The 21,580-nt window shown below is 71.5% G+C and carries 24 protein-coding genes; 21 read left to right on the forward strand and 3 right to left on the reverse strand.

All coding sequences use genetic code 11. The features are described 5' to 3' along the window. Positions 1-103: 103 nt before the first annotated feature. The 18 genes from C1I89_RS04575 (at position 104) to C1I89_RS04660 (ending at position 15,375) form a co-directional block, all read left to right on the forward strand. Positions 104-832, forward strand: a complete 729-nt coding sequence (locus C1I89_RS04575) for a beta-ketoacyl synthase chain length factor (RefSeq protein ID WP_102771573.1) — start codon at positions 104-106, stop codon at positions 830-832. Beyond that, positions 829-1,689, forward strand: coding sequence for a lysophospholipid acyltransferase family protein (locus C1I89_RS04580; protein WP_102771863.1), 861 nt, complete (start codon positions 829-831; stop codon positions 1,687-1,689). Before C1I89_RS04575 ends, C1I89_RS04580 begins: the two co-directional genes overlap by 4 nt. Then, complete coding sequence (locus C1I89_RS04585) at positions 1,670-1,930, forward strand: phosphopantetheine-binding protein (RefSeq protein WP_102771574.1); 261 nt, start codon at positions 1,670-1,672, stop codon at positions 1,928-1,930. The genes C1I89_RS04580 and C1I89_RS04585 overlap by 20 nt, the downstream gene beginning before the upstream one ends. A gap of 17 nt (positions 1,931-1,947) precedes the next feature. Beyond that, a complete protein-coding gene (locus C1I89_RS04590) occupies positions 1,948-2,202 on the forward strand; it encodes an acyl carrier protein (RefSeq protein WP_102771575.1) in 255 nt (84 codons plus the stop codon). A gap of 8 nt (positions 2,203-2,210) precedes the next feature. Continuing rightward, positions 2,211-2,747, forward strand: coding sequence for a hypothetical protein (locus tag C1I89_RS04595; RefSeq protein WP_308810265.1), 537 nt, complete (start codon positions 2,211-2,213; stop codon positions 2,745-2,747). Between the two features lie 3 nt (positions 2,748-2,750). After that, positions 2,751-4,430: an ApeI family dehydratase gene (locus tag C1I89_RS04600; protein WP_102771577.1), complete on the forward strand. Its 1,680-nt coding sequence runs from the start codon at positions 2,751-2,753 to the stop codon at positions 4,428-4,430. Continuing rightward, entirely contained in the window at positions 4,427-5,179 is a 753-nt protein-coding gene (locus C1I89_RS04605; protein ID WP_102771578.1) for a glycosyltransferase family 2 protein, read from the forward strand. Before C1I89_RS04600 ends, C1I89_RS04605 begins: the two co-directional genes overlap by 4 nt. Next, a complete protein-coding gene (locus C1I89_RS04610; protein WP_102771579.1) occupies positions 5,176-6,099 on the forward strand; it encodes an LpxL/LpxP family acyltransferase in 924 nt (307 codons plus the stop codon). Before C1I89_RS04605 ends, C1I89_RS04610 begins: the two co-directional genes overlap by 4 nt. After that, a complete protein-coding gene (locus tag C1I89_RS04615) occupies positions 6,092-6,535 on the forward strand; it encodes an acyl-CoA thioesterase (RefSeq protein WP_102771580.1) in 444 nt (147 codons plus the stop codon). The genes C1I89_RS04610 and C1I89_RS04615 overlap by 8 nt, the downstream gene beginning before the upstream one ends. Continuing rightward, on the forward strand, positions 6,532-7,140 hold the full coding sequence (locus tag C1I89_RS04620) for an outer membrane lipoprotein carrier protein LolA (protein ID WP_102771581.1): 609 nt from the start codon (positions 6,532-6,534) through the stop codon (positions 7,138-7,140). Before C1I89_RS04615 ends, C1I89_RS04620 begins: the two co-directional genes overlap by 4 nt. After that, a complete protein-coding gene (locus tag C1I89_RS04625) occupies positions 7,124-9,451 on the forward strand; it encodes an MMPL family transporter (RefSeq protein WP_102771582.1) in 2,328 nt (775 codons plus the stop codon). Before C1I89_RS04620 ends, C1I89_RS04625 begins: the two co-directional genes overlap by 17 nt. 13 nt (positions 9,452-9,464) lie before the next feature. After that, entirely contained in the window at positions 9,465-10,709 is a 1,245-nt protein-coding gene (locus C1I89_RS04630) for an NAD(P)/FAD-dependent oxidoreductase (RefSeq protein WP_102771583.1), read from the forward strand. After that, complete coding sequence (locus C1I89_RS04635; protein ID WP_102771864.1) at positions 10,706-11,245, forward strand: hypothetical protein; 540 nt, start codon at positions 10,706-10,708, stop codon at positions 11,243-11,245. The genes C1I89_RS04630 and C1I89_RS04635 overlap by 4 nt, the downstream gene beginning before the upstream one ends. Further along, positions 11,242-12,441 carry a beta-ketoacyl-ACP synthase gene (locus tag C1I89_RS04640; RefSeq protein WP_102771584.1) on the forward strand — a complete coding sequence of 400 codons (1,200 nt, stop codon included), beginning with the start codon at positions 11,242-11,244 and terminating at the stop codon, positions 12,439-12,441. Before C1I89_RS04635 ends, C1I89_RS04640 begins: the two co-directional genes overlap by 4 nt. Then, positions 12,438-12,893: an ApeP family dehydratase gene (locus tag C1I89_RS04645; RefSeq protein ID WP_102771585.1), complete on the forward strand. Its 456-nt coding sequence runs from the start codon at positions 12,438-12,440 to the stop codon at positions 12,891-12,893. Before C1I89_RS04640 ends, C1I89_RS04645 begins: the two co-directional genes overlap by 4 nt. Beyond that, positions 12,890-13,621, forward strand: a complete 732-nt coding sequence (fabG, locus tag C1I89_RS04650) for a 3-oxoacyl-ACP reductase FabG (protein WP_102771586.1) — start codon at positions 12,890-12,892, stop codon at positions 13,619-13,621. Before C1I89_RS04645 ends, fabG begins: the two co-directional genes overlap by 4 nt. Next, a complete protein-coding gene (locus tag C1I89_RS04655) occupies positions 13,621-14,844 on the forward strand; it encodes a beta-ketoacyl-ACP synthase (protein WP_102771587.1) in 1,224 nt (407 codons plus the stop codon). Before fabG ends, C1I89_RS04655 begins: the two co-directional genes overlap by 1 nt. A 69-nt stretch (positions 14,845-14,913) precedes the next feature. Beyond that, on the forward strand, positions 14,914-15,375 hold the full coding sequence (locus tag C1I89_RS04660) for a GatB/YqeY domain-containing protein (protein WP_102771588.1): 462 nt from the start codon (positions 14,914-14,916) through the stop codon (positions 15,373-15,375). 40 nt (positions 15,376-15,415) lie between these two features. Here C1I89_RS04660 and dinB read toward each other — a convergent pair whose 3' ends face one another. Then, the gene (gene dinB / locus C1I89_RS04665; protein ID WP_102771589.1) at positions 15,416-16,495 is read right to left on the reverse strand and encodes a DNA polymerase IV; all 1,080 of its coding nucleotides are present in this window, start codon (positions 16,493-16,495) and stop codon (positions 15,416-15,418) included. 70 nt (positions 16,496-16,565) lie between these two features. Between dinB and C1I89_RS04670 the strand changes: the two genes are divergently transcribed. Beyond that, positions 16,566-16,988, forward strand: a complete 423-nt coding sequence (locus C1I89_RS04670) for a PaaI family thioesterase (RefSeq protein ID WP_102771590.1) — start codon at positions 16,566-16,568, stop codon at positions 16,986-16,988. 9 nt (positions 16,989-16,997) lie between these two features. Here the strand turns inward: C1I89_RS04670 and C1I89_RS04675 are convergent, their stop codons facing one another. Together C1I89_RS04675 and C1I89_RS04680 are read right to left on the reverse strand one after the other, a co-directional pair. Further along, positions 16,998-17,456: a BPTD_2524 family lipoprotein gene (locus C1I89_RS04675; protein ID WP_102771591.1), complete on the reverse strand. Its 459-nt coding sequence runs from the start codon at positions 17,454-17,456 to the stop codon at positions 16,998-17,000. A gap of 62 nt (positions 17,457-17,518) precedes the next feature. After that, positions 17,519-18,334 carry an IclR family transcriptional regulator gene (locus tag C1I89_RS04680; protein ID WP_102771592.1) on the reverse strand — a complete coding sequence of 272 codons (816 nt, stop codon included), beginning with the start codon at positions 18,332-18,334 and terminating at the stop codon, positions 17,519-17,521. A gap of 109 nt (positions 18,335-18,443) precedes the next feature. Here C1I89_RS04680 and C1I89_RS04685 point away from each other — a divergent pair, with 109 nt between their 5' ends. Further along, positions 18,444-20,486, forward strand: coding sequence for a metallophosphoesterase (locus C1I89_RS04685; RefSeq protein ID WP_102771593.1), 2,043 nt, complete (start codon positions 18,444-18,446; stop codon positions 20,484-20,486). A gap of 31 nt (positions 20,487-20,517) precedes the next feature. Then, positions 20,518-21,483, forward strand: coding sequence for a Bug family tripartite tricarboxylate transporter substrate binding protein (locus tag C1I89_RS04690; protein ID WP_102771594.1), 966 nt, complete (start codon positions 20,518-20,520; stop codon positions 21,481-21,483). Positions 21,484-21,580 lie beyond the last annotated feature (97 nt).

The following is a 21,580-nucleotide window of genomic DNA, read 5'->3' on the forward strand; positions in this document are numbered from 1 at the left end:
GGTAACCTGCATTAAAAGGGTCGGAAGAGCGCGCAACAAGATGCGCCCCAGGTAACTTTTTTCATCAAAATCAGCCAAAAGCACCGTAGTAGAATCGCGCGCTATGTTGACGTTTTCGATCGCGCAATGGCGAGGTTGGGCGCCTGGCATCGATAGCCCCGAAGGCTGGCTGGATTGGGCGCGACACCCGTTCTGCCCCGTCGGAAATCAGGATGCGGCCCGGCTGGACTTCTTGCCCGCCCTGCAGCGCCGCCGCCTGAGCGCACTGGCCCGCGGGGTGTTCGACTGCGCGTGGCCGATGGCCCAGGCCCGACCCGGCATGCCGCTGGTCTACGCCTCGCGCCACGGCGAGACCAGCCGCAACTTCGGGCTGCTGCAGGCGCTGGCCGCCGGCGAACCGCTCTCGCCCACGGCGTTCGGCCTGTCGGTGCACAACGCCATCGCCGCCCAGTGGTCGATCATACGCCGCGAAACCGCCGAATCGGTGGCCCTGTCGGTGGAGGACGACGGCCTGGAGCACGCCATCGTCGAAGCCGCCATGCTGTTCGGCCAGGGCCACGACGACGTGCTGGTGGTGCTGGCCGAAGAATCGCCGCCGGCGCCCTACTCTCCCTGGGTGCAGGACGTGCCGTATTCCTACGCCGTCGCCCTGCACCTGCGCCCCGGCGCCGACTGGACGCTGGCCATGGCGCCGCGCCCGGCCGAGCCGGCCTGTACGCCGCCGCAGCTGTGGCCCAATCCCCTGAACCTGCTGCGCCAACTGTGCCTGGGCGGCGATGCCTGGCGGCACGCGAACCGCGCGCGCCAGTGGACCTGGACGCGGGCGGCATGACGACCTCGGCGCCGCGGCAGGACTGGTGGCTCTGGCGGCTCGTCGCCACGGGCATGGCGTTCACGCTGTTCGGCGTGGGCGGCGTGCTGCTGCGCGTGCTGGTGTTCCCGGCGCAGCGCCTGCTGCCGGGCGGGCTGCGCGAGCGCCAGCGCCGGGCGCGCCGGACCCTGAGCTGGACGTTCCGCATCTTCATCCGCTTCATGGTGCGCACCGGCATCCTGACCATCGATTTCCGCGGCGCCGAGCGCCTGGGGCAGCCGGGGCAGATGATCCTGGCCAATCATCCCTCGCTGCTGGACGTGGTGTTCCTGGTCGGCCACGTCGACAACGCCAACTGCATCGTCAAGCACGGCCTGGCGTCCAACCCGTTCACGCGCGGGCCGATCGCCGGCTGCGGCTACATCACCAACGACGAGAGCTTCGACATGTTCGACCGCGCCGCCGAGGTGCTGCGCAACGGCGAGACGCTGATCGTCTTTCCCGAAGGCACCCGCACGCCGCGCGATTCGTCGCCGCGCTTTCATCGCGGCGCCTGCGCCATCGCGCTGCGCGGCGCGCGCGTGGTGACGCCCGTGGTGATCAGCATGAATCCGCGCAGCCTGACCAAGGGCGAGCCCTGGTACCGGATTCCGCCCAGCCGGATGCGCTATGTCATCCACGTCGGCGAGGACGTCGATCCCGCCGCCTGGCTGGCCGCGCATCCGCTGCCCATCGCCGGACGCCGGATGAACGATTACCTGCATGCCTATTTCGAAGCCGAGCTGGCGCGCGCCGCGCCCGCCCGCGCTGCGCCGAACCAACCATCGCCCATCGCGGCGAACCCGGAGTCCAAGCTGGATGAATCAACTGGAACTTGAACTGAAAACCTTCGTCATCGAATCCCTGGGGCTGGAGGACATCACGCCCGAGGATATCGACAGCGACGCCCAGCTGTTCGGCGACGGCCTGGGGCTGGACTCCGTGGACGCGCTGGAGCTGGGCCTGGCCCTGCAGAAGCGCTACGGCATCACCATCGATCCCGAAACCCGGAACATGCGCGAACATTTCACCAGCATCGCCACGCTGGCAGCCTTCGTGAACGCCCAGCGCCACGACTAATGCAGACGGAGTCCACGATGCAAACCCGCGAAGAAATCTTCGATACGCTGCGCAGCGTGCTGATCGAACTGTTCGAGATCGAACCGGAACGCATCACGCCCGCGGCGAACCTGTACACCGACCTGGAAATCGACAGCATCGACGCCATCGATCTGATCGACCAGGTGCGCCGCCAGACCGGCCGCAAGCTCGACGCCAACGACTTCCGTGCGGTGCGCACCATCGAGGACGTGGTCGAAGCCATGTGGCAGAAGCAGGACCCGGCCGCATGAGACGGGGCGTGGCAGCCGCGCTGACCGTGGCCGGCATCGCGTATCCCTTCGCCGTCTATGCGGCGCTGGGACGCGTGAGCACGGCCTGGATCGCGCTGCCGCTGGCGCTGCTGTGGCTGGCGCGCGGCCTGACCGCGGGCGCGGCGCAGCCCGGCTCGCGCGCGCTGCCGGCCGTCGCGGTCGTGTTCTGCCTGGTCCTGGCCGCCACGGATTCGCAAGCCGGCCTGCGCTGGTATCCGGTCATGGTCAACGCCATGATGCTGGCGGTCTTCGGCGCCAGCCTGAAATTCGGCCCGCCGGTGATCGAACGCCTGGCGCGCCTGCGCCATCCCGACCTGCCGCCGGCCGGCGTGCGCTACACGCGCAAGGTCACGCTGGTGTGGTGCGCCTTCTTCGTCCTGAACGGCGCCACCGCCGCGGCCCTGGCCGCCTGGGCGCCGTGGGACTGGTGGCTGGCCTATAACGGCGCCATCAGCTACGGGCTGATGGGGCTGCTGCTGGCCGGCGAGTGGCTGCTGCGTCCGGCCGCGGCCAAAGCGGCCTGAGCCATGTCCTGGACGCCGCTGACGCAACTCCTGCAGCCGGGCGCGCCCGCGCTGGCGGTCGCCGACGAGCCGCTGCTCACGCGCGCCGATTTCGCGCAGGCCTGCCTGTCGGCGGCCGGCGCGCTGCAGGCGCTGCGGCTGCGCCGCGTGGCGCTGTGGTTCGAAGACGCGGCCATGCTGGCGGTCGCGCTGCTGGCCTGCTGGCGGGCCGGCGCGACGGCCGTGCTGCCGGGCGACGTCCAGCCTCATACCTGCGCGGCGCTGGATTGCACCGTGGACGGCTGGCTCGTCGACGCGCCCGTGCCGCTGCCGGCGCCGCGGCAATGGCGGCTGGCGGACCTGCGGGGCGCGCCGCTGGCGCCCGCCGAACTCGATCCCGCGCTGGGCCTGGTGCTGTGCACCTCCGGCTCCAGCGGCCGGTCCAAGCACATCGCCAAGACCTGGCGGCAACTGATGGACGAGGTCGACGCGCTGGAACGGCAATGGCCCGGCATGCGCGCGCCCGTGCTGGGCAGCGTATCGGCCCAGCATATGTACGGCCTGCCCTTCCGGGTGCTGTGGCCGCTGTGCGCGGGCCGGCTGCTGGATAGGTTCCAGCGCATCTATCCCGAAGACCTGCAGCGCGCCAGCCTGCGCCACTCCGAGTTCGCCTGGATCGCCAGCCCGGCGCTGCTGCGCCGCCTGGGCCAGCGGCTGGACTGGGCGGCGTTGCGCGGGCGGCTGCTGCGCATCGATTCCGCCGGCGGCGAACTGCCGGCCGACGCGTCCGACCACATCGCGCGCAACCTCGGGCTGCGGCCCATCGAGATCTACGGCAGCACCGAAACCGGCGCCGTGGCCTGGCGCGAAGGCGCGCAGGACTGGCGGCCGCTGCCCGGCGTGGCCGTGAGCCGCAACGCCGAGGGCGCGCTGCGCGTGCAGTCGCCCTGGGTCGGCGCGGCCGAGGAACAGACCGCCGACGCCGTCGAACTGAGCGGACGCGGATTCCGGCTGCTCGGCCGCCTGGACCGCATCGTCAAGATCGAAGAAAAGCGCATCTCGCTGCCCATGCTGGAGCAGGCGCTGGCGCGGCACCGCTATGTCGCGCAGGCGCGCCTGGGCACGCTGGCCGGCGCGCCGCGGCTGGTCGCGCTGGTCGCGCTGTCGGCCCGGGGCCTGCACGCCCTGCGCAACGGCGGGCGCAAGGCGCTCCTGGCCGAGCTGCGCGCGCACCTGGCCGCCGGCTTCGAATCGCTGGCCATCCCGCGCGCCTGGCGCCTGATGACGCAACTGCCCTGCAACGCGCAGGGCAAGCTGCTGCCGCAGGATTTCGAGGCCGCGGCCGGTCCGCGCCCGCTGGCGCCGCAGGCCGTGGCGCTGCCCGCCGGGGCCGACGGCGAACGCCGCTACGCCATGGAGATCCCCTGCGACCTGATCCATTTCAGCGGCCACTTCCCGGCCGTGCCGGTGGTGCCGGGCGTGGCGCAGATCGGCTGGGCCATGTCGCTGGCCCGGCGCGACCTGCGGCCCGGCCTGCGCTTTGGGGGCATGGAGGTCCTGAAGTTCCAGCGCCTGCTCCGGCCCGGCGACCCGGCGACGCTGACGCTGAAATGGGACGCCGCCAAACACAAGCTGCATTTCGCCTATACGGTGGACGGCCAGCCCTGCTCGTCGGGCCGCATCCTGGAGGACGGCGCGCCATGAGCGGTTATCGCCTGTGCGCGCTCATCCCCGTGTACAACCACGGCGCCACCGTCGGCGCCGTGCAGGCGCAACTGGCCGCGCAAGGCCTGCCCTGCGTGCTGGTGGACGACGGCTCCGAGCCCGGCTGCGCCGCGGTGCTGGACGCGCTGGCCGCGCGGCCCGGCACGCATCTGCTGCGGCGCCCGGCCAACGGCGGCAAGGGCGCGGCGGTGCAGGACGGGCTGCGGGCGGCGGCGGCGCTGGGCTACACCCATGCGCTGCAGGTCGACGCCGACGGGCAGCATGCCCTGGCGGACGCCGCTGCGTTCGCGCGCGCCTCGCGCGAGCATCCGCAAGCCCTGGTCTGCGGCCGGCCGGTATATGGCGACGACGTGCCGCGCAGCCGCCTGTACGGCCGCTGGCTGACCCGCGTCTGGGTCTGGATCAATACGCTGTCGGCCGACATTCCCGACGCCATGTGCGGATTCCGCGTCTATCCCCTGTCGCTGGCGCTGCCGGTGATCGACGGCGCGCGGGTCGGCCAGCGCATGGATTTCGACATCGCGGTGCTGGTCCGGCTGCACTGGCGCGGCGCGCCCATGATCTGGCTGCCGACGCGCGTGGCCTACCCGCGAGACGGCGTCTCGCATTTCAAGGGCGTGCGCGACAACGCGCTGATCAGCCGCATGCACGCGCGCCTGTTCTTCGGCATGCTGGTGCGCGCGCCGGCGCTGCTGTGGCGCCGGCTGGCGCGAGGAGCGCGGACATGAGCGCGGCCGACGGACACTGGGCCGAGCAGCCCGAACGCGGCAGCCTGGCGCTCATGCGCCTGACGGTCTGGGCCGCGCGCAGGCTGGGCCGGCGCGCCATCGCGCCGGTGGTCTGGCTGGTGGTGCTGTATTTCTACGTCTCCGGCGCCCGCGCGCGCCGCGCCATCGCCGCCTACCAGCGCAGGCTGAGGCAGGCGGGCGGCCTGGCTGCGCCGCTGCCGCGCACGCTGCCGGTCTACCGCCAGTACCTCGCCTTCGCGCACGCCATCCTGGACAAGTTCGACGCCTGGCGCGGCCGCATCACGCCGGCCAGCCTGGACATCGCCGATCCCGACGGCCTGCACGCGCAGATGGGCCGGGGCCGCGGCCAGATCCTGGTCGGCTCGCACCTGGGCAATATCGAAATCTGCCGCGCGCTGGCGCAACAGGCGGGCACGCTCAAGCTCAACGTGCTGGTCCACGACAAGCACGCGGCGCGCTTCAACCGCCTGCTCGGCGAGGCCGGCGGCGGCCTGCGCATGATCCAGGTCAGCGAGCTGGACGCCGGCGTCATGCTGGACCTGGCCGAACGGCTGGAGCGCGGCGAGTGGCTGGCCATCGCCGGCGACCGGGTGCCGCTGCGGGGCGACCGGACCACGCCGGTGCAGTTCCTGGGCGACACCGCCCTGCTGCCCCAGGGCCCCTGGCTGCTGGCCGGCCTGCTGGGCTGCCCGGTCAACCTGCTGTTCTGCACGCGCCACGGCGCGCGCTACCGCGTGAGCCTGGAGCGCCTGCGCGAGCGCGTGCAATGGACGCGGGCCACGCGCCCGGCGCGCATCGCGGAACTGGCCCAGGGCTACGCCGACCGCCTGGCTGCGCACTGCCGCCAGGCGCCGCTGCAATGGTTCAACTTCTACCCTTTCTGGAAAGACGATGCGTAAAAGAGGCGTGATCAGCGCTGAAGTCGAAATCCGGGTGCCATTCTTCGACGTCGACTCGATCCACGTGGTCTGGCACGGCCACTATGTGAAGTACCTGGAACAGGCGCGCTGCGAGCTGCTCGACGCGCTGGGCTATAACTACTGCGCCATGCGGGCCAGCGGCTATGCCTGGCCCGTGATCGACCTGCACCTGCGCTATGCGCAGCCGGCGCAGTTCGGCCAGCGCCTGGTCGTGCGGGCCGAACTGGTGGAATGGGAGCATCGCTTGAAGATCCATTACCTGATCCTGGACGCGCAGACCGGCCAGCGCCTGACCCGGGCCAGCACCGAGCAGGTCGCGGTCCGCATCGAGACCGGCGAAATGCAGCTGGCCTCGCCGGCCGCGCTGACCGAGGCCGTGCGGCGCCGCCTGCAAGCCATGGAAGCGCCGGCATGAAGCGGCGCGTGCTGCTGCGCGCCGCGCTGCTGGCGCTGGCCCTGCCGTCCTGGAGCGCGCAGGCCTTCGAACTGGCCGACCTGCAGGCGCAGCTGCGCGCCGCGCCCGTGGTGCGCGGCCACTTCGTGCAGCAGAAATTCCTGCGCTCGCTGCCGCAACCGCTCACCAGCCGCGGCGACTTCACGCTGGCCGCCGGCAAGGGGCTGCTGTGGCTGCTGCGCACCCCCGTGGCCCAGGACCTGCGCATCGACGCGCGCGGCATCTCGCGCCGCGGCGACGACGGCAAATGGCAGGCCCTGCCGCAGCGCGCAGGCGCCAGCCACGAAAACCAGCTGTTCCTGTCCGTGCTGGCGGGCGACACCAGCGGCCTGCGCGAGAACTTCGATCTTGCGCTCAGCGGCACGGCCCAGGCCTGGCGGCTCGTGCTCACGCCCAGGTCGGCGCTGCTGCGCCAGATCTTCGACGGCATCCGGATCGACGGCGCGGCGCTGGTCCAGCGCATCGAACTGCGCGAGACGCAGGGCGACCGCACTGTGCTGCAGATGCAGGACGCGGCCGCCGCCCAGGCCCTCACCGCCGAGGAGCAACGTGCGTTTGCCGATTGAACGCTGGCTGCCCCGGCTGTTCAAGCTGGGGCTGCTGCTGGTCCTCTGCCTGGGCGCCTGGCTGTGCCGCAACGGCTGGCCGGTGTCGGCCGACCTGATGGAGCTGGTGCCGCGCGCCGGCAGCGACGCCACGCGCCAGCTTGCCGAGGCCCGCATCCAGGAGCCGCTGTCGCGCCAGCTGATCGCGCTGGTGTCGGCCGGCGCCGACCCCGCCGCGCCCGCGCGCCGGCTGGCGCAGCGCTGGACCGACAGTGGCCTGTTTTCGCGCGTGCAGGTGGAGCTGGACGTGGACCTGGCGGCGCTGCGCCGGCAGCTTCTGGCCGGCCGGCTGGCCATGCCGCCGGCGGCCGACCGGCGCCAGCTGCAGACCGATCCCGCCGCCTACGCCGCGCGCCGCGCGCGCGAACTGTCGGATCCGTTTTCATCCTCGGGGCTGGTGCCGGCGGACCAGGACTGGCTCGGCCTGACCCGCCGCGCCGAGGAAGCCCTGCATCCGGGCGGCGCGGTGCAGTACGACATACGCAGCGGCACCCTGCAGGCCGAGCATGCGGGCAGGCGCTGGATCCTGGTGCGCGCCGAAACCCGCGACGACGCCTTCGACTCGGCCACGCCCCAGCGCATCGCGGCGCAGCTGGAGCAGGACCGCAAGGTGCTGGACGCCGAAGGCGCCGAACTGCTGGTGGCCGGCGGCCCGCTGTACGCGGCCGCGGGCCGCGCGCAGGCCGTGGCCGAAAGCAGCTGGATCGGCGCCGGCGCCACGCTGGGCATCGTCGCGGTGCTGCTGCTGGCGCTGCGCCGCGCGCGCGCCCTGCTGGCCTTCGCGCCGGTGGCCGTGGGCCTGGTGACCGGCGCGGTGGCCTGCGTGGCGGTGTTCGGCTCCATTCATCTGCTCACCCTGGTCATCGGCGCCAGCCTGATCGGGGTGGCGGTGGATTTTCCGCTGCACTGGCTGGGCAAGAGCTACGGCATGGCCGACTGGCGCAGCTGGCCCGCGCTGCGGCGCGTGCTGCCGGGGCTGACCATCAGCCTGGCCGCCACCCTGGTGGGCTATGTGGCGCTGGCGTTCACGCCGTTTCCGGCGCTCACGCAGACGGCGGTGTTTTCGGCGGCCGGCCTGCTGGGCGCCTACGCCTGCACGGTGTGCCAGCTGCCGGCCTGGATGGAGGGCTGGCGTCCGCGTCCCTGGCAGCCGCTGCTGCGCCTGTCGACGGCGGCGCTGGATGCGCGTGAACGCCTGCACGCCCGCCGCGGCGCGTTCTGGATAGGCGCGCTCGCGCTGGCCGCGGGCGCCGCCGGCGGCATCGCCCGGCTCGGCGTCCAGGACGACCTGCGGCAGTGGCTGAGCCTGCCCGCGCCGCTGCTGCAGCAGGCGCGCCAGATCGGCGAGATCACCGGCTTCGTGCCGACCAGCCAGTTCTTCCTGCTGCGCGCGCCCGACGCCGACGAGCTGCTGCGCCGGCAGGCGCGCGTGGCGCGGGCGCTGGACGCCCTGGTCGAACGCGGCGACCTCGCCGCCTACAACGCCTTGAGCCAGCTGGTCGCGCCCGTGGCCGAACAGCAGGCGCTGGGCCGCAGCCTGGCCGCGGCGGCCGCGCAGCCCGAACGCTGGGCCCCGCTTACGGCCCTGGGCATTCCCTATGAAGCCTTGCAGGAGGAACTGCGGTCGCTCGCCGCCCTGCCGCCCGTCACCATCGCCGCGGCGCTGCAAGGCCAGCAGGCCGAACGCTGGCGCGGCCTGTGGCTGGGCGAGCGCGATGGGCAGGTCGCGGGCATGGTGACCCTGCTGGGCCTGCGCGACGCCGCCGCGCTCGCCGGCATCGCCGAAACCGTGCCGGGCGCGACGCTGGTGGACCGCAGCGGCGAACTGAACCGCATGTTCGCCGACACCCGCATCGAGGCCGCCGAACTCAAGCTGCTGTCCTACGCCGTGGCCGCCGCCCTGCTGCTGCTGACGCTGGGGCGCGCGGCCGCCTGGCGTATCCTGACCGTGCCGGTCGCCGCCACGGCATGCAGCCTGGCCGCGCTGGGCTACCTGGGCCAGCCGCTCACGCTGTTCAGCCTGTTCGGGCTGCTGCTGGTGTCGGCCATCGGGGTGGATTACGCGATCTTCATGTACGAGCGCATCGCGGGCGCGCCCGCCAGCCTCGTCGGCATCGCGCTGAGCGCGTCCACCACCCTGCTGTCCTTCGGGCTGCTGGCTTTCAGCCGCACCCCGGCGCTGGCCAACTTCGGGCTGGCGGTGGCGCTGGGCGTGGCCTTCTCGCTGCTGTGGGCGCCCTGGGTCCGGCCGGCCGCTCCGCAAACTGAATAGGAGAAGGTCGGAGATGGAACAACGCGAAGTCGTGATCATCGGCGCGGGCCCGGCCGGCGCGGTCGCCGCGGCGCTGCTCAAGCGGCAGGGGCATGACGTGCTGGTGCTGGAGCGCCAGCAGTTTCCGCGCTTTTCCATCGGCGAAAGCCTGCTGGCCCATTGCCTGGAATTCGTGGAGGAAGCGGGCATGCTGCCGGCGGTCCGGGCCGCGGGCTTCCAGGTCAAGAACGGCGCGGCCTTCGCCTGCGGCGAGCGCTACAGCTATTTCGACTTCCGCGACAAGTTCACCCCCGGTCCGGGCACCACCTTCCAGGTGCAGCGCGCGCGCTTCGACCAGGTGCTGGCCGACGAGGCGGCGCGCCAGGGCGTGGAGCTGCGCTACCGGCAGGAAGTGACCGCGGCCGACTTCGATGGCGAGCCGACGCTGGCGGTGCGCGGCGCCGACGGCGCCAGCTACCGCGTGCAGGCCCGCTTCGTGCTCGACGCCAGCGGCTACGGGCGGGTGCTGGCGCGCCTGCTGGACCTGGAAATCCCCTCGTCGATGCCGCCGCGCAAGGCCATCTACACCCATATCGAGGACCGCATCGACGACCCCGGCTTCGACCGCGAGAAAATCCTGATCAGCGTGCATCCCGAGGAACGCGGCATCTGGTACTGGCTGATCCCGTTCTCCAACGGCCGCAGCTCGTTCGGCGTGGTGGGCGGCGAGGAACGGTTCGGCGGCGCCGATGCCGATCCGATGGCCGTCCTGCGCGCGATGGCGCGCGCCGCGCCCAATCTGGAACGCATTCTGAAGCACGCCGTCTGGGACACGCCGGCCGGCGCCATCGGCGGCTATTCGGCCAGCGTGCGCCGGCTGCATGGCCCCGGCTACGCGCTGCTGGGCAATGCCGCGGAATTCCTGGACCCGGTGTTTTCATCGGGCGTGACCATCGCGCTGCGCTCGTCCAAGCTGGCCGCCGACGCGCTGCACCGCCAGCTGGGCGGCGCGCAGGTCGATTGGCAGACGGCGTTCGCCGACCCGCTCATGGTGGGCGTGGAGACGTTCCGCGCCTACGTGCAGGGCTGGTACAGCGGCGAATTCCAGGACGTGGTTTTCTACGAACACGCGCAACCCGAGATCCGCCGCATGATCAGTTCGATCCTGGCGGGCTACGCCTGGGATCTGTCCAACCCCTTCGTCGCCAGCCCGCAGCGCCGCCTGCGCATGCTGAGCGAACTGTGCCGCGGCGGCGACGCGCCGCCGGAGGCCGCATGACGATAACGAGGCTCGCCCGCTGCATCGGCGCGGCCTGGCTGGCGGCCGCGCTGGCCGGCTGCGCCGGCGCCCCGCCCCTGCCGGCGCGCACGGCGGCGTTCGCGCTGCCCCGGCAGCTGCACCTGGTGCAGGCCGCGCCCGGCCAGCCGCCGCAGGACGCGATGCTGGTGGTGCAGCGCGAAGGCGCCGCGCTGCGCTGGTCGCTGTTCGACCTGGTGGGCGTGCCGCAGGCCCGCCAGATGCTCGAACACGGCCAGTGGCGCAACGACGGCTTCCTGCGCCCCAACCCCCAGGCGCGCGACCTGTTCGCCGCACTGATGTTCGCCTGGACGCCCGAGGCCGAGCTGGACGCCGCCTATGGTCCGGGCCGCTGGCAGGCGCGCCGCACGGGCGCGGCGCTGCAGCGCGACCTGCTGGAACAGGGGCGCGCGCGCTGGAGCGTGCGCTGGCCCGACGCCGCCCGGGCCGGCGATTTCACCATCGTCGACGCCGACGGCACGAACTGGCGGATCTCGCCGCTGAAGGAGCAGCCATGAACGCGTGGTTGGGCAAGCCCGGCGTGGTCTGCGCGCTGGGCGCGGGCATAGACGCCGTGGCCGCGGCCGCGCTGGCCGGCGACACGTCCGGCATGCGCGCGCGCACCGGCTGGGTGCGCGGACGCGCCCTGACCCTGGGCGGCTACGACGGCGAGCTGCCTGCCATTCCCGACGCCCTGCCGGCGCATCACCGCAGCCGCAACAACCAGTTGCTGCTGGCCGCGGCCCTGCAGATCGAAGCGCAATTGCGCGGCGCCGTGGCGCGTTACGGGCCGGGCCGCGTGGCCGTGGTGCTGGGCACCAGCACCTCGGGCGTGAACGACAACGCGCCCGCCTTCGGCCACCTGGCCGCGCACGGCGCCTGGCCGGCGGACTACGACTACCGCCGCCAGGCCCTGTCCTCGCCTGCGTCGTTCTTCGCCGACTGGCTGGGCGTCAGCGGACCGGCCTATACGCTGTCGACGGCCTGCACCTCGGGCGCGCGCGCCCTGCTGTCGGCCCGCCGCCTGCTCGAACTGGACCTGTGCGACGCCGTGGTCTGCGGCGGCGCGGATACGCTGTGCCGGCTGACCATCAACGGGTTCGCCGCGCTCGGCGCCATCGACGACGGCCTGTGCCTGCCGTTCTCGGCCAACCGCCGCGGCATCAACATCGGCGAAGCCGGCGCGCTGTTCCTGATGGCGCGCGACGCGGCCGGGCCCGACGGCGTGGCCCTGCTCGGCGGAGGCGCCAGTTCCGACGCCTGGCACATGTCGGCGCCGGAGCCGACCGGGGCCGGCGCGCGCCAGGCCATGCAGGCCGCCCTGGCCTCGGCCGGCCTGGACGCGGCCAGCGTCGGCTGGGTCAACCTGCACGGCACCGGCACGCCGCACAACGACGCGATGGAAAGCCACGCCATGCACGCCGTGTTCCCGCAGGGCGTGCCGTGCTGTTCGACCAAGGCGCTGACCGGCCATGCCCTGGGCGCGGCCGGCGCGCTGGAGGCGGCGCTGGCCTGGGCCACGCTGTCGGCCTCCAATGCCGGCGCGCGCCTGATTCCCCACGTCTGGGACGGCGTGCCCGACCCGCAGCTGCCGGCGCTGGAATTCAGCACGCCGGCGCACCGCTACGCGCCGGGCCGCCCGCGCGTGGCCATGAGCAATTCGTTCGCGTTCGGCGGCAACAACGTCAGCCTGATCCTCGGAGCGCAGCCATGATCCCGTGGCCCATCGCCAGCCTGCTGCCGCACGCCGGCGACATGATATTGATAGACGAGATCCGCAGCTATGATGCGGACAGCCTGTGCGCGCTGGCCGTCGTCAAGCCCGGGCCCTATAGCCTGGCGGACGGTTCGCTGCCGCCCTGGCTGGGCATGGAGCTGATGGCCCAGGCCGTGGGCGCCTGGGCCGGCTGCCGCGCGCGCGAGGCCGGCCAGCCCGTCAAGCTGGGCTTTCTGCTGGGCACGCGGCGCTACGAAAGCCATGCCGACGCCCTGCCGGCCGGCGCGCGCCTGACGGTCCAGGTGCGCCGCGGCCTGGCCGACGCCAGCGGCATCAGCGTGTTCGAATGCGAACTGCACGACGGCGCGCGCCTGCTGGCGCAGGCCAGGCTGAACGTCTACCAGCCGCAGGACCCCAACGCCTTTATCCAGGAAGAGTCACCCGAATGAGCGCAGCCCCCATCCTCGTCACCGGTTCGAGCCGCGGCATCGGCCGCGCGATCGCGCTGGCCCTGGCCGACGCCGGCCACGATCTGGTGCTGCACTGCCGCCGGCAGCGCGGCCAGGCCGAGGCCGTGCAGGCCGAAGTCCAGGCGCGCGGCCGCCAGGCCCGCGTGCTGCAGTTCGACGTCGCCGACCGCCAGCAATGCGCAGCCGCGCTGCAGGCCGACGTCGACACCCACGGCGCCTACTACGGCGTGGTGCTCAACGCCGGCCTGACGCGCGACGGCGCCTTTCCCGCCCTGACCGGCGACGACTGGGACGAGGTGCTGCGCACCAACCTGGACGGCTTCTACAACGTGCTGGGTCCGCTGGCCATGCCCATGATCCGCCGCCGCGCGCCGGGCCGCATCGTCTGCATCGCCTCCGTCTCCGGCGTGGTGGGCAACCGCGGCCAGGTCAATTACAGCGCGTCCAAGGCCGGCCTGATCGGCGCGGCCAAGGCGCTGGCGGTGGAGCTGGCCAAGCGCCAGATCACCGTGAACTGCGTGGCGCCCGGGCTGATCGACACCGACATGCTGGACGAGCACGTGCCGGTCGACGAGATCCTCAAAGCCGTGCCGGCGCAGCGCATGGGAAGGCCCGAGGAAGTGGCCGCCGCCGTCGCCTTCCTGATGTCGCCGGGCGCGGCCTACATCACGCGCCAGGTCATCGGCGTCAACGGAGGGCTGTGCTGATGAAGCGGGTGGTCGTCACCGGCATGGCCGGCATCAGCGCGCTGGGTTCGGACTGGGCCGGCGTGCGCGCGGCGATGGAAGCGCGCCGCAGCGCCATCCGCTGCATGCCGGAATGGTCGCGCTACGCGGAACTGAATACCCGGCTGGCCGGGCCCATCGAGGATTTCCGCCCGCCGGCGCACTGGACCCGCAAGCAGCTGCGCAGCATGGGCCGCGTCTCGCAGCTGGCGGTGCGCGCCGCCGAGCTGGCCCTGGCCGACGCGGCGCTGCTGGACGACCCCGCCATCAAGGACGGCCGCATGGGCGTGGCCTGCGGCTCGTCCATCGGCAGCACGGCGGAAATCCGCGCCTTCGGCAATATGCTGCTCAACGGCGTCACCGACGACCTGAACGCCAATTCCTACGTGCGCATGATGCCGCACACCACGGCGGCCAACGTCGGCATCTTTTTCGAACTCAAGGGCCGCATCATCCCCACGTCCAGCGCCTGCACCTCGGGCAGCCAGGGCATCGGCTACGCCTACGAGGCCGTGCGCTACGGACGCCAGGAACTGATGCTGGCCGGCGGCGCCGAAGAGCTCTGCGCCAGCGAGGCGCTGGTGTTCGACGCGCTCTACGCCACCAGCCAGAAGAACGATACGCCCGGCCTCACCCCTCGCCCCTACGACCGCGACCGCGACGGCCTGGTGATCGGCGAAGGCGCCGGCATGCTGGTGCTGGAATCGCTGGACCACGCGCTGGCGCGCGGCGCGCGCATCCATGCGGAAATCGTGGGTTTCGGCAGCAACTCGGACGGCGCCCACATCACCCGCCCGGAGGCCCGCACCATGCGCGTGGCCATGGAAATGGCGCTGGCCGACGCCGGCCTGGCGCCGCAGGCCATCGGCTACGTCAACGGCCACGGCACCGCCACCGAGCAGGGCGACATCGCCGAAACCCAGGCCACCCACAGCCTGTTCGGCAGCCGCATGCCGATCAGCTCGCAGAAGAGCTACCTGGGCCATACCCTGGGCGCCTGCGGCGTGCTGGAATCCTGGTTCAGCATCGAAATGCTCAACCGCGACTGGTACGCGCCCACGCTGAACCTGGACCACGTCGATCCGCGCTGCGGCGAGCTGGACTATCTGACCGAGGGCCGCCGCATGAGCAACGAATATGTCATGAACAACAACTTCGCCTTCGGCGGCATCAATACCTCGCTGATCTTCCGCCGCTGGCGCTGAAACGGCCGCCGCGGCGGCGGCCGGGAGATTAAACTAGCCGTTTGCCGCAACACCTCAAAAGGTTCCCCCATGAGCACTGCTACGCTCAAGACCCGCCTCTCCGACTCCGTCAAGGAAGCCATGCGCGCCAAGGCCACCGAACGCCTGGCCACGCTGCGCTTCCTGCTGGCCGCCGTCAAGCAGAAAGAAGTGGACGAGCGCCGCGACCTGAGCGACGCCGAAATCACCGCCATCATCGAAAAACAGGTCAAGCAGCGCCGCGAATCCATCGCCGCCTTCGAGCAGGCCGGCCGCACCGAGACCGCCGAGCAGGAAAAGGCCGAACTGGCCGTGCTGCAGGAATTCCTGCCGCAGGCCGCCACGCCCGAGGAAGTCGCCGCCGCCATCGATGCGGCGCTGGCCGAAGTGGCCGCGCAGGGCGTGACGGGCGCGCCCGCGATGGGCAAGGTCATGGCGCTGCTGAAGCAGTCGCTGGCCGGCCGCGCCGACATGAGCGCGCTGTCGCAGCAGGTGAAGGCCCGCCTGGGCTGATCCCGCGCGGCCCGCCGGCGGCGGGCCGCCGTGCACCGAATCAGAACACCCCGCCGAACAGATCCGGCTGGCGCGCCTGCTCGCCCGGTTCGGCGAAATTGCTCATTCCCACCCCCGCCAGCCGGTACAGCGTGTGCGGCGGCAGTTCCACTCTTTCGCACAGCAGCCGCGCCACCGCGGCCAGTTCGGCCGCGGACCCCGGCGGATAGGCGCTGGTCTGGCTGCGCGTCAGGATGCGGAAGCGGTCGGTCTTGAGCTTGAGCACCACGGTGCGCCCCAGCGCGCCCTTTTTCAGCGCCTGGTCCCACACCTTCTGCGCCATGCGCTCGATAGCCTCGCCCAGCGCCTCCAGGCGCACGTCCTGCGAGAACGTGGTCTCGGCCGAGACCTGCTGCAGCGGCGCGTCGGTCTGCACCGCGCGCTCGTCGATGCCGCGCGCCAGTTCGTACAGGCGCCGTCCGTAGCGGCCGAAGTAATGCTCCAGCTCCTGCGCGCCGTGGGTGGCCAGGTCGCCCACGGTATGGATGCCCAGCTGCTCCAGGCGGGCCTGGGTCACCTTGCCCACGCCCGGCACCTTGCGCACCGGCAGCGGCTCCAGGAAGGCCAGCACCTTGGCCGGCGGCACCACGAACAGGCCGTCCGGCTTGTTCCAGTCGGAGGCGATCTTGGCCAGGAATTTGTTGGGGGCCACGCCGGCCGAGGCGGTCAGGCCGGTTTCCTCGCGGATCTGCCGGCGGATGACCTGGGCTACCTCGGTGGCCGAAGGCAGGCCGCACTTGTTGACGGTCACGTCGAGGTAGGCCTCGTCCAGCGACAGCGGTTCGATCAGATCGGTATGGCGCGCGAAGATCTGGCGCACCTGGCGCGACACTTCGCGGTAGCGGTTGAAGTCCGGCGGCACGTAGACCGCGTGCGGACAGAGGCGCTCGGCGCGCGCCGCCGACATGGCCGAATGGATGCCGTAGCGGCGCGCCTCGTACGAGGCGGCGCAGACCACCGAGCGCGGCCCGGTCCAGGCCACCACCACCGGCCGGCCGCGCAACTCCGGATTGTCGCGCTGCTCCACCGACGCATAGAACGCGTCCATGTCCACATGCACGATCTTGCGCCCCTCAGACACCCTGATATCCCGTGGCAAAAGCATATATTATGACCGGCGACCCGCTATCCAATCCCGCCATCACCGTTCCATGACCGCACCCGCAACCGCGCAAACCGATTACTTCGGCCTCACCATTCCCTTCATGCATTTCGTCGGCCTGGTGCCCGAGCACATCGAGCCGGGCTATGCCCGCACCTCGCTGCCCTGGCGCGCCGACCTCACCAACAGCCGCGGCGACATACACGGCGGCACGCTGATGAGCGTGCTCGACTTCACCTTGAGCGCCGCCGCGCGCGGCTCGGCCGACGGCGAAGAAGGCATGGCCACCATCGACATGAACACCTCGTTCCTGTCGCCCGGCACGGGCGACCTGAAGATCGAGGCGCGCTGCCTGCGCCGCGGCGCCTCCATCGCCTTCTGCGAAGGCGACGTGCGCCGCGCCGACGGCGAACTGGTGGCGCGCGCCACCGCCACGTTCCGCATCATCCGCCGCCGCCCGGGCGGCGACTGACCGGCCGGCTCAGTCCCTGGGCAGGTCGCGCTTGGGCTGGACCTGCGGGCGCGGGTCCAGCGGCATATAGCTGCTGCACGACACCAGGCCGTAATAGACGGCGTCCTGCATGGCGCGCATCGCCGCCGCGTCCCAGGTGCCCTGGCCCCACATCGCGACGCGCACGTCGGTGCTCTTGGGGCCGGCCGCCTTCAGGTCGACCCGCGACATCACGTTGTCGCTGTAGGGCGCCAGCACGCGCACCACGCCGGACTGCGCCGGCTCGTCGATGTCGGCCACCACGCGGTAGGCGTTGTCGGTGCTGCGCAGGCAATCGCGCGATTGGCGGATCGCCGCCGCATAGGCGTCCTTGAATGCCACCGGCGCCTTGAATTCGCTGTGCGGCGACGAACCGTCCTGCGAGATGCCCATCGAGCATCCCGCCAGGCCCAGGGCCAGTGCCGCAGCCGCGGCCAGATTCCTATACATGTGTATCTCCAGATCAGTGCCCGCGATTATCCCGCATATCGGCCCGGCGCGGCCGCGGGGCGTCACAGGATGCCGATGCGGTATTCGAGGTTCTTGACCAGGGTGCGCAGGCGCGGGCCCAGCGTTTCGTACACGTACTGCCGGTCCAGGCCGTCGGCCGGGATGGTCACGTTGAAGGCCAGCGGCAGGTCGTTGGAGCGAAAGCGCATCGGCGTGGCGATGCCGCAGAGCTCGGCGCGCCAGTCCTTGGTGACCACGCAGAAGCCGTGCTCCTCGATTTCCTCGTAGGCCGCCGGCAGGGCCGGACCGAACCGCTCCCACTCATCGGGGAATTCCTCGGCCAGCCGGCCGCAGATCAGCTCGCGCTCGGCCGCGGTCTGGGCATACAGCAGCGCGCGTCCGGTCGCGGTGCGCAGCAGCGGGCGGGCCGAGCCGATGTCCGGCCGCGAGGCGTTGGAAGCGCCGTCCTGCACCGTTTCCACGTACACCGCCTGCAGGCGGTCGCGGATCGCCATCGACACCGGGCCGCGCGCGTAGCGCGCCAGTTCCACCATGTCGTGCGCGGCCAGCTGGCGCAGGGTCAGGTGCACCAGCAGCGGATAGCCCAGCGTCAGCACCGCTGGCCCCAGTGAGTACTTGCCGGTGCGCTCGTCGCGCCGCAGATAGCCCAACCCCACCAGCGTGAACGTCAGCCGCGATACGGTCGGGCGCGTCAGCCCCAGCATCTCGGAAATCTCCTTGTTGCCCAGCAGCGGCTCGGCCGCCGAAAAGCACTTCAGCACGTCCAGCCCGTTCGACAGCGTGGAGGCGAAACGCGGGTGCGCCTCGAGCGAGGCACGGGATTCGAGTTCGTAGTGAAGCGGCGTTTTCGAGTGCATAGGGGCCTAGGGTTGCGGAGCATTGACAGTATATCGCCGGCCGAAATACAAACTATCCGACCGATAAATACATTTGAATTCCATTTATTGAAATTGGAGTATAACCGCCGTGACCGAACCCAAGTTTCCGCGCCAGCCCCTGGGCGCCCGCCTGTTCAGCTTCGCCGTCGTCGCCGACACCCACGTGAACGAATCCGAGGACACCTGCGCCTCGCCGTTCGCCACCAACGCGCGCGCCAACGCGCGGGCTCGCCACGTCTTCGCCGACATCGCGCGCCTGGACCCGGCGCCGGCCTTCGCCATCCACCTCGGCGACATCGTCCACCCGGTCCCCGGCCTGCCCTCCTTCGAGGAAGCCGCGCGCCGCTTCAAGGCCATCGCCAGCCAGATCGACATGCCGCTGCACCTGGTGCCCGGCAACCACGACGTGGGCGACAAGCGCATCGACTGGATGCCGGCCGACGTCGTCTGCGACGGCTATCTGGACAAGTACCGCGGGATCTTCGGCCCCGACTACTACGCCGTGGACCACGGCGGGGTCCGCTTCCTGTTCGTCAACGCGCTGCTGTTCAACTCCGGGCTGGACACCGACGCGGCCCAGCGCGAGTGGATCGACGGGCAACTGGCCGGCGCGCCCGGGCGCGTGTTCGTGTCGCTGCACTATCCGCCCTACCTGCACGATCCGGCCGAACGCGGCTCCTACGACAACATCGACGAGCCCGGCCGCGGCTGGCTGCTGTCGCGGCTGGGCAATCCCAAGGTGGAGGCGGTATTCGCGGGCCACGTTCACAATTTCTGGTACGACGTGATCGGCGGCGCGGAACTGTACATGCTGCCCTCCACCGCTTTCCTGCGGCACGACTACTCCGAGTTCTACCGCGTGCCGCCGGCCGACGAGTTCGGCCGCGGCGACGTCGAGAAATTCGGCTACTTCGTCGTCGACGTGCACGAGCGCGGCCACGTGGCCAAGCTGATCCGCACCCACGGCGCGATGCGCGGCGAAGCCGCCGGCGGCCGGCCTCCGGCGCGCCCCCTGCCCCCCGTGCATACCAAGACCGCCGTCAGCGACGGCGTCGCGGTCGAACTGCGCCACCCGTGGGCCGAGATTGTCGAGATTCCCTGCACCGGCGGCGTGCAGGAATTCGGCCGCAAGCTGGCGCGCAACGACTACCCGCTCATGGCCATGTGGGAAATGGGGCTGCGCACGCTCAAGATCCCCACCCAGGACCTGCACGACGAACAGACGCTGCGCCGCGCCCGCCTGATGGCCGACGTCGGGCATCGCTTCGTGCTGACTTCGCTGGGCGTGCCCGATACCGGCCTGCTGGACCGGGCGCGCGCCCACGGCGTGCCCATCGCGGCCATCGAGATCAACCTCAGCGCGCGGGCCTTGCAGGACGCGGGGCCCGCGCTCGCCCGGCTGCGCGGCCACACCGACGCGCGGCTCATCTACGGCAAGATCCGCACCGGCGAGGACGACGCGCATTTCGACGGCAAGCACTACAGCCATTTCGTCAACACCGGGCTGCGCGCCGCCGAACTGGACGCCGCCGCGCCCCTGCTGCGGGCGCGGCTGGAACAGAAGCACATCGACGGCATCACCGTGCGGCTGGACTGGGGCGCCGATCTCATCGCCGCCCATGCCGACCTGGCGCGGCGCGCGCAGGACTGGGGCATGTGCGTGAACGTGGGGGTGAAGCTGGCCGACCGCCTGGCGGCGGCCAACACCGACGACGCCGCGATCGCCGCCCTGGTGGCCGAAGCCTTCCTGGCCTCGCGCACGGGCGACGCGGTGAGCTATGCCTTCGACACCTTCATGGACGTGGACCGCGGCTACTTCCCGCGCAATGGCCTGATCGACCGGCGCTACGATCCGCGGCCCGCGGCGCTGGCGCTGGCGGCGCTGAACGCCGTGTTCGACCGGCCCGGCCCGGCCTCGGTCGAACGGCTGGACGGCCCGGCGCACACGCGCCTGTGCCGCTTTCTTACGCACGGCCGCAGCTACGAACTGGCCTACGGCCCCGCCGCCGCGGTGCACGGCCATGCCGCGGGCGCTGGGCGCGTCATCGACCTGCTCTGCCCGCAGACGCCGGTGGACTCGGCCAGCCACGATCGGCCGGGCCATGCGCTGCTGCTGATCGAGCGCGGCTGATCCCGAATCCCCTATCCCAAGGAGCCATCCCATGCTTCGAATCGGAATGAAAATCGCGGCGGCGCTGGCCGCCGCCGGCCTCGCGCTGACGGCCCGCGCCGAACCCTTTCCGGACCGGCCGGTGCGCCTGATCGTGGCCTACGCGCCCGGCGGCGCCACCGATGTGATCGCCCGCGTGCTGGGCGCGAAGCTGACGGCGCAATGGGGCCAGCAGGTCGTGGTCGAGAACCGCTCCGGCGCCAGCGGGATGATAGGCGCCGAGCAGGTGGTGGGCGCCAAGCCCGATGGCCATACCCTGCTGCTGGCCTACACGCCCGAGGTGTCCATTAACAAGCTCGTGTTCAAGCAGATGCGCTACGACCCCATGAAGGACCTGCAGCCCATCGCGCTGGTGGCCGATGCGCCGCTGATCCTGGTCAGCGGCCCCAAGCTGCCGGTGACCACCTATGCCGACATGAAGCGGCGCACGGCGCAGGGCTCGGCGGTATTCGGTTCGCCGGGCACGGGCGGGCAGCAGCATCTGGCCGGCGAGCTGCTGCGCGTGCGCTCGGGCATGAACCTGATGCACGTGCCCTATCGCGGCACGTCGCTGGCGGTGGCCGACCTGGTCGGCGGCCAGATCGACGTCTTCTTCGCCACCGCGCCGGCGATCATCAGCCACATCAAGGCCGGCACCCTGCATCCGCTGTTCGTGGCCGGCCCGCAGCGCCAGGCCGTGCTGCCGGACACGCCGACGGCGCGCGAGGTGGGGCTGGACGACTTCGACCTGTCCAACTGGTTCGGCCTGTTCGGCCCGGCCGGCATGCCGCCGGCGCTGGTCGCACGCATCTCGGCGGACGTGGCCCGCGCGCTGCAGGACGCCGACGTGCGCGCCAGGCTCGAAGGCCAGGGCCTGACGGTCGCGTACAAGCCGCCGCAGGAATTCAAGGCTTTCATCGCCGCCGAAATGAGCAAATACGCCGGCATCGTCAAGACGGCCGGGGTGACGCCGCAATAGCGGGGACGATGCGCAAGGCGGTTCGACACCGCCGGCGGCGCTATGGCATCATCGGTGGACCAGGCGGCTGCCGGCCCAGCCCGCGGCCGCAGCAAAC

Origin of the sequence: Achromobacter pulmonis (assembly GCF_002885955.2) — a bacterium.
Taxonomy (GTDB): Bacteria; Pseudomonadota; Gammaproteobacteria; order Burkholderiales; family Burkholderiaceae_B; genus Achromobacter; species Achromobacter pulmonis_A.

Coding starts and splice junctions, on each gene's coding strand:
- C1I89_RS04575 (WP_102771573.1), top strand. CDS start 104: ATGTTGACGTTTTCGATCGCGCAATGGCGAGGTTGGGCGCCTGGCATC.
- C1I89_RS04600 (WP_102771577.1), top strand. CDS start 2,751: ATGTCCTGGACGCCGCTGACGCAACTCCTGCAGCCGGGCGCGCCCGCG.
- C1I89_RS04580 (WP_102771863.1), top strand. CDS start 829: ATGACGACCTCGGCGCCGCGGCAGGACTGGTGGCTCTGGCGGCTCGTC.
- C1I89_RS04635 (WP_102771864.1), top strand. CDS start 10,706: ATGACGATAACGAGGCTCGCCCGCTGCATCGGCGCGGCCTGGCTGGCG.
- C1I89_RS04605 (WP_102771578.1), top strand. CDS start 4,427: ATGAGCGGTTATCGCCTGTGCGCGCTCATCCCCGTGTACAACCACGGC.
- C1I89_RS04680 (WP_102771592.1), bottom strand. CDS start 18,334: ATGCACTCGAAAACGCCGCTTCACTACGAACTCGAATCCCGTGCCTCG.
- C1I89_RS04645 (WP_102771585.1), top strand. CDS start 12,438: ATGATCCCGTGGCCCATCGCCAGCCTGCTGCCGCACGCCGGCGACATG.
- C1I89_RS04690 (WP_102771594.1), top strand. CDS start 20,518: ATGCTTCGAATCGGAATGAAAATCGCGGCGGCGCTGGCCGCCGCCGGC.
- C1I89_RS04610 (WP_102771579.1), top strand. CDS start 5,176: ATGAGCGCGGCCGACGGACACTGGGCCGAGCAGCCCGAACGCGGCAGC.
- C1I89_RS04615 (WP_102771580.1), top strand. CDS start 6,092: ATGCGTAAAAGAGGCGTGATCAGCGCTGAAGTCGAAATCCGGGTGCCA.
- C1I89_RS04620 (WP_102771581.1), top strand. CDS start 6,532: ATGAAGCGGCGCGTGCTGCTGCGCGCCGCGCTGCTGGCGCTGGCCCTG.
- C1I89_RS04655 (WP_102771587.1), top strand. CDS start 13,621: ATGAAGCGGGTGGTCGTCACCGGCATGGCCGGCATCAGCGCGCTGGGT.
- C1I89_RS04670 (WP_102771590.1), top strand. CDS start 16,566: ATGACCGCACCCGCAACCGCGCAAACCGATTACTTCGGCCTCACCATT.
- C1I89_RS04675 (WP_102771591.1), bottom strand. CDS start 17,456: ATGTATAGGAATCTGGCCGCGGCTGCGGCACTGGCCCTGGGCCTGGCG.
- C1I89_RS04660 (WP_102771588.1), top strand. CDS start 14,914: ATGAGCACTGCTACGCTCAAGACCCGCCTCTCCGACTCCGTCAAGGAA.
- C1I89_RS04585 (WP_102771574.1), top strand. CDS start 1,670: ATGAATCAACTGGAACTTGAACTGAAAACCTTCGTCATCGAATCCCTG.
- fabG (WP_102771586.1), top strand. CDS start 12,890: ATGAGCGCAGCCCCCATCCTCGTCACCGGTTCGAGCCGCGGCATCGGC.
- C1I89_RS04640 (WP_102771584.1), top strand. CDS start 11,242: ATGAACGCGTGGTTGGGCAAGCCCGGCGTGGTCTGCGCGCTGGGCGCG.
- C1I89_RS04590 (WP_102771575.1), top strand. CDS start 1,948: ATGCAAACCCGCGAAGAAATCTTCGATACGCTGCGCAGCGTGCTGATC.
- C1I89_RS04630 (WP_102771583.1), top strand. CDS start 9,465: ATGGAACAACGCGAAGTCGTGATCATCGGCGCGGGCCCGGCCGGCGCG.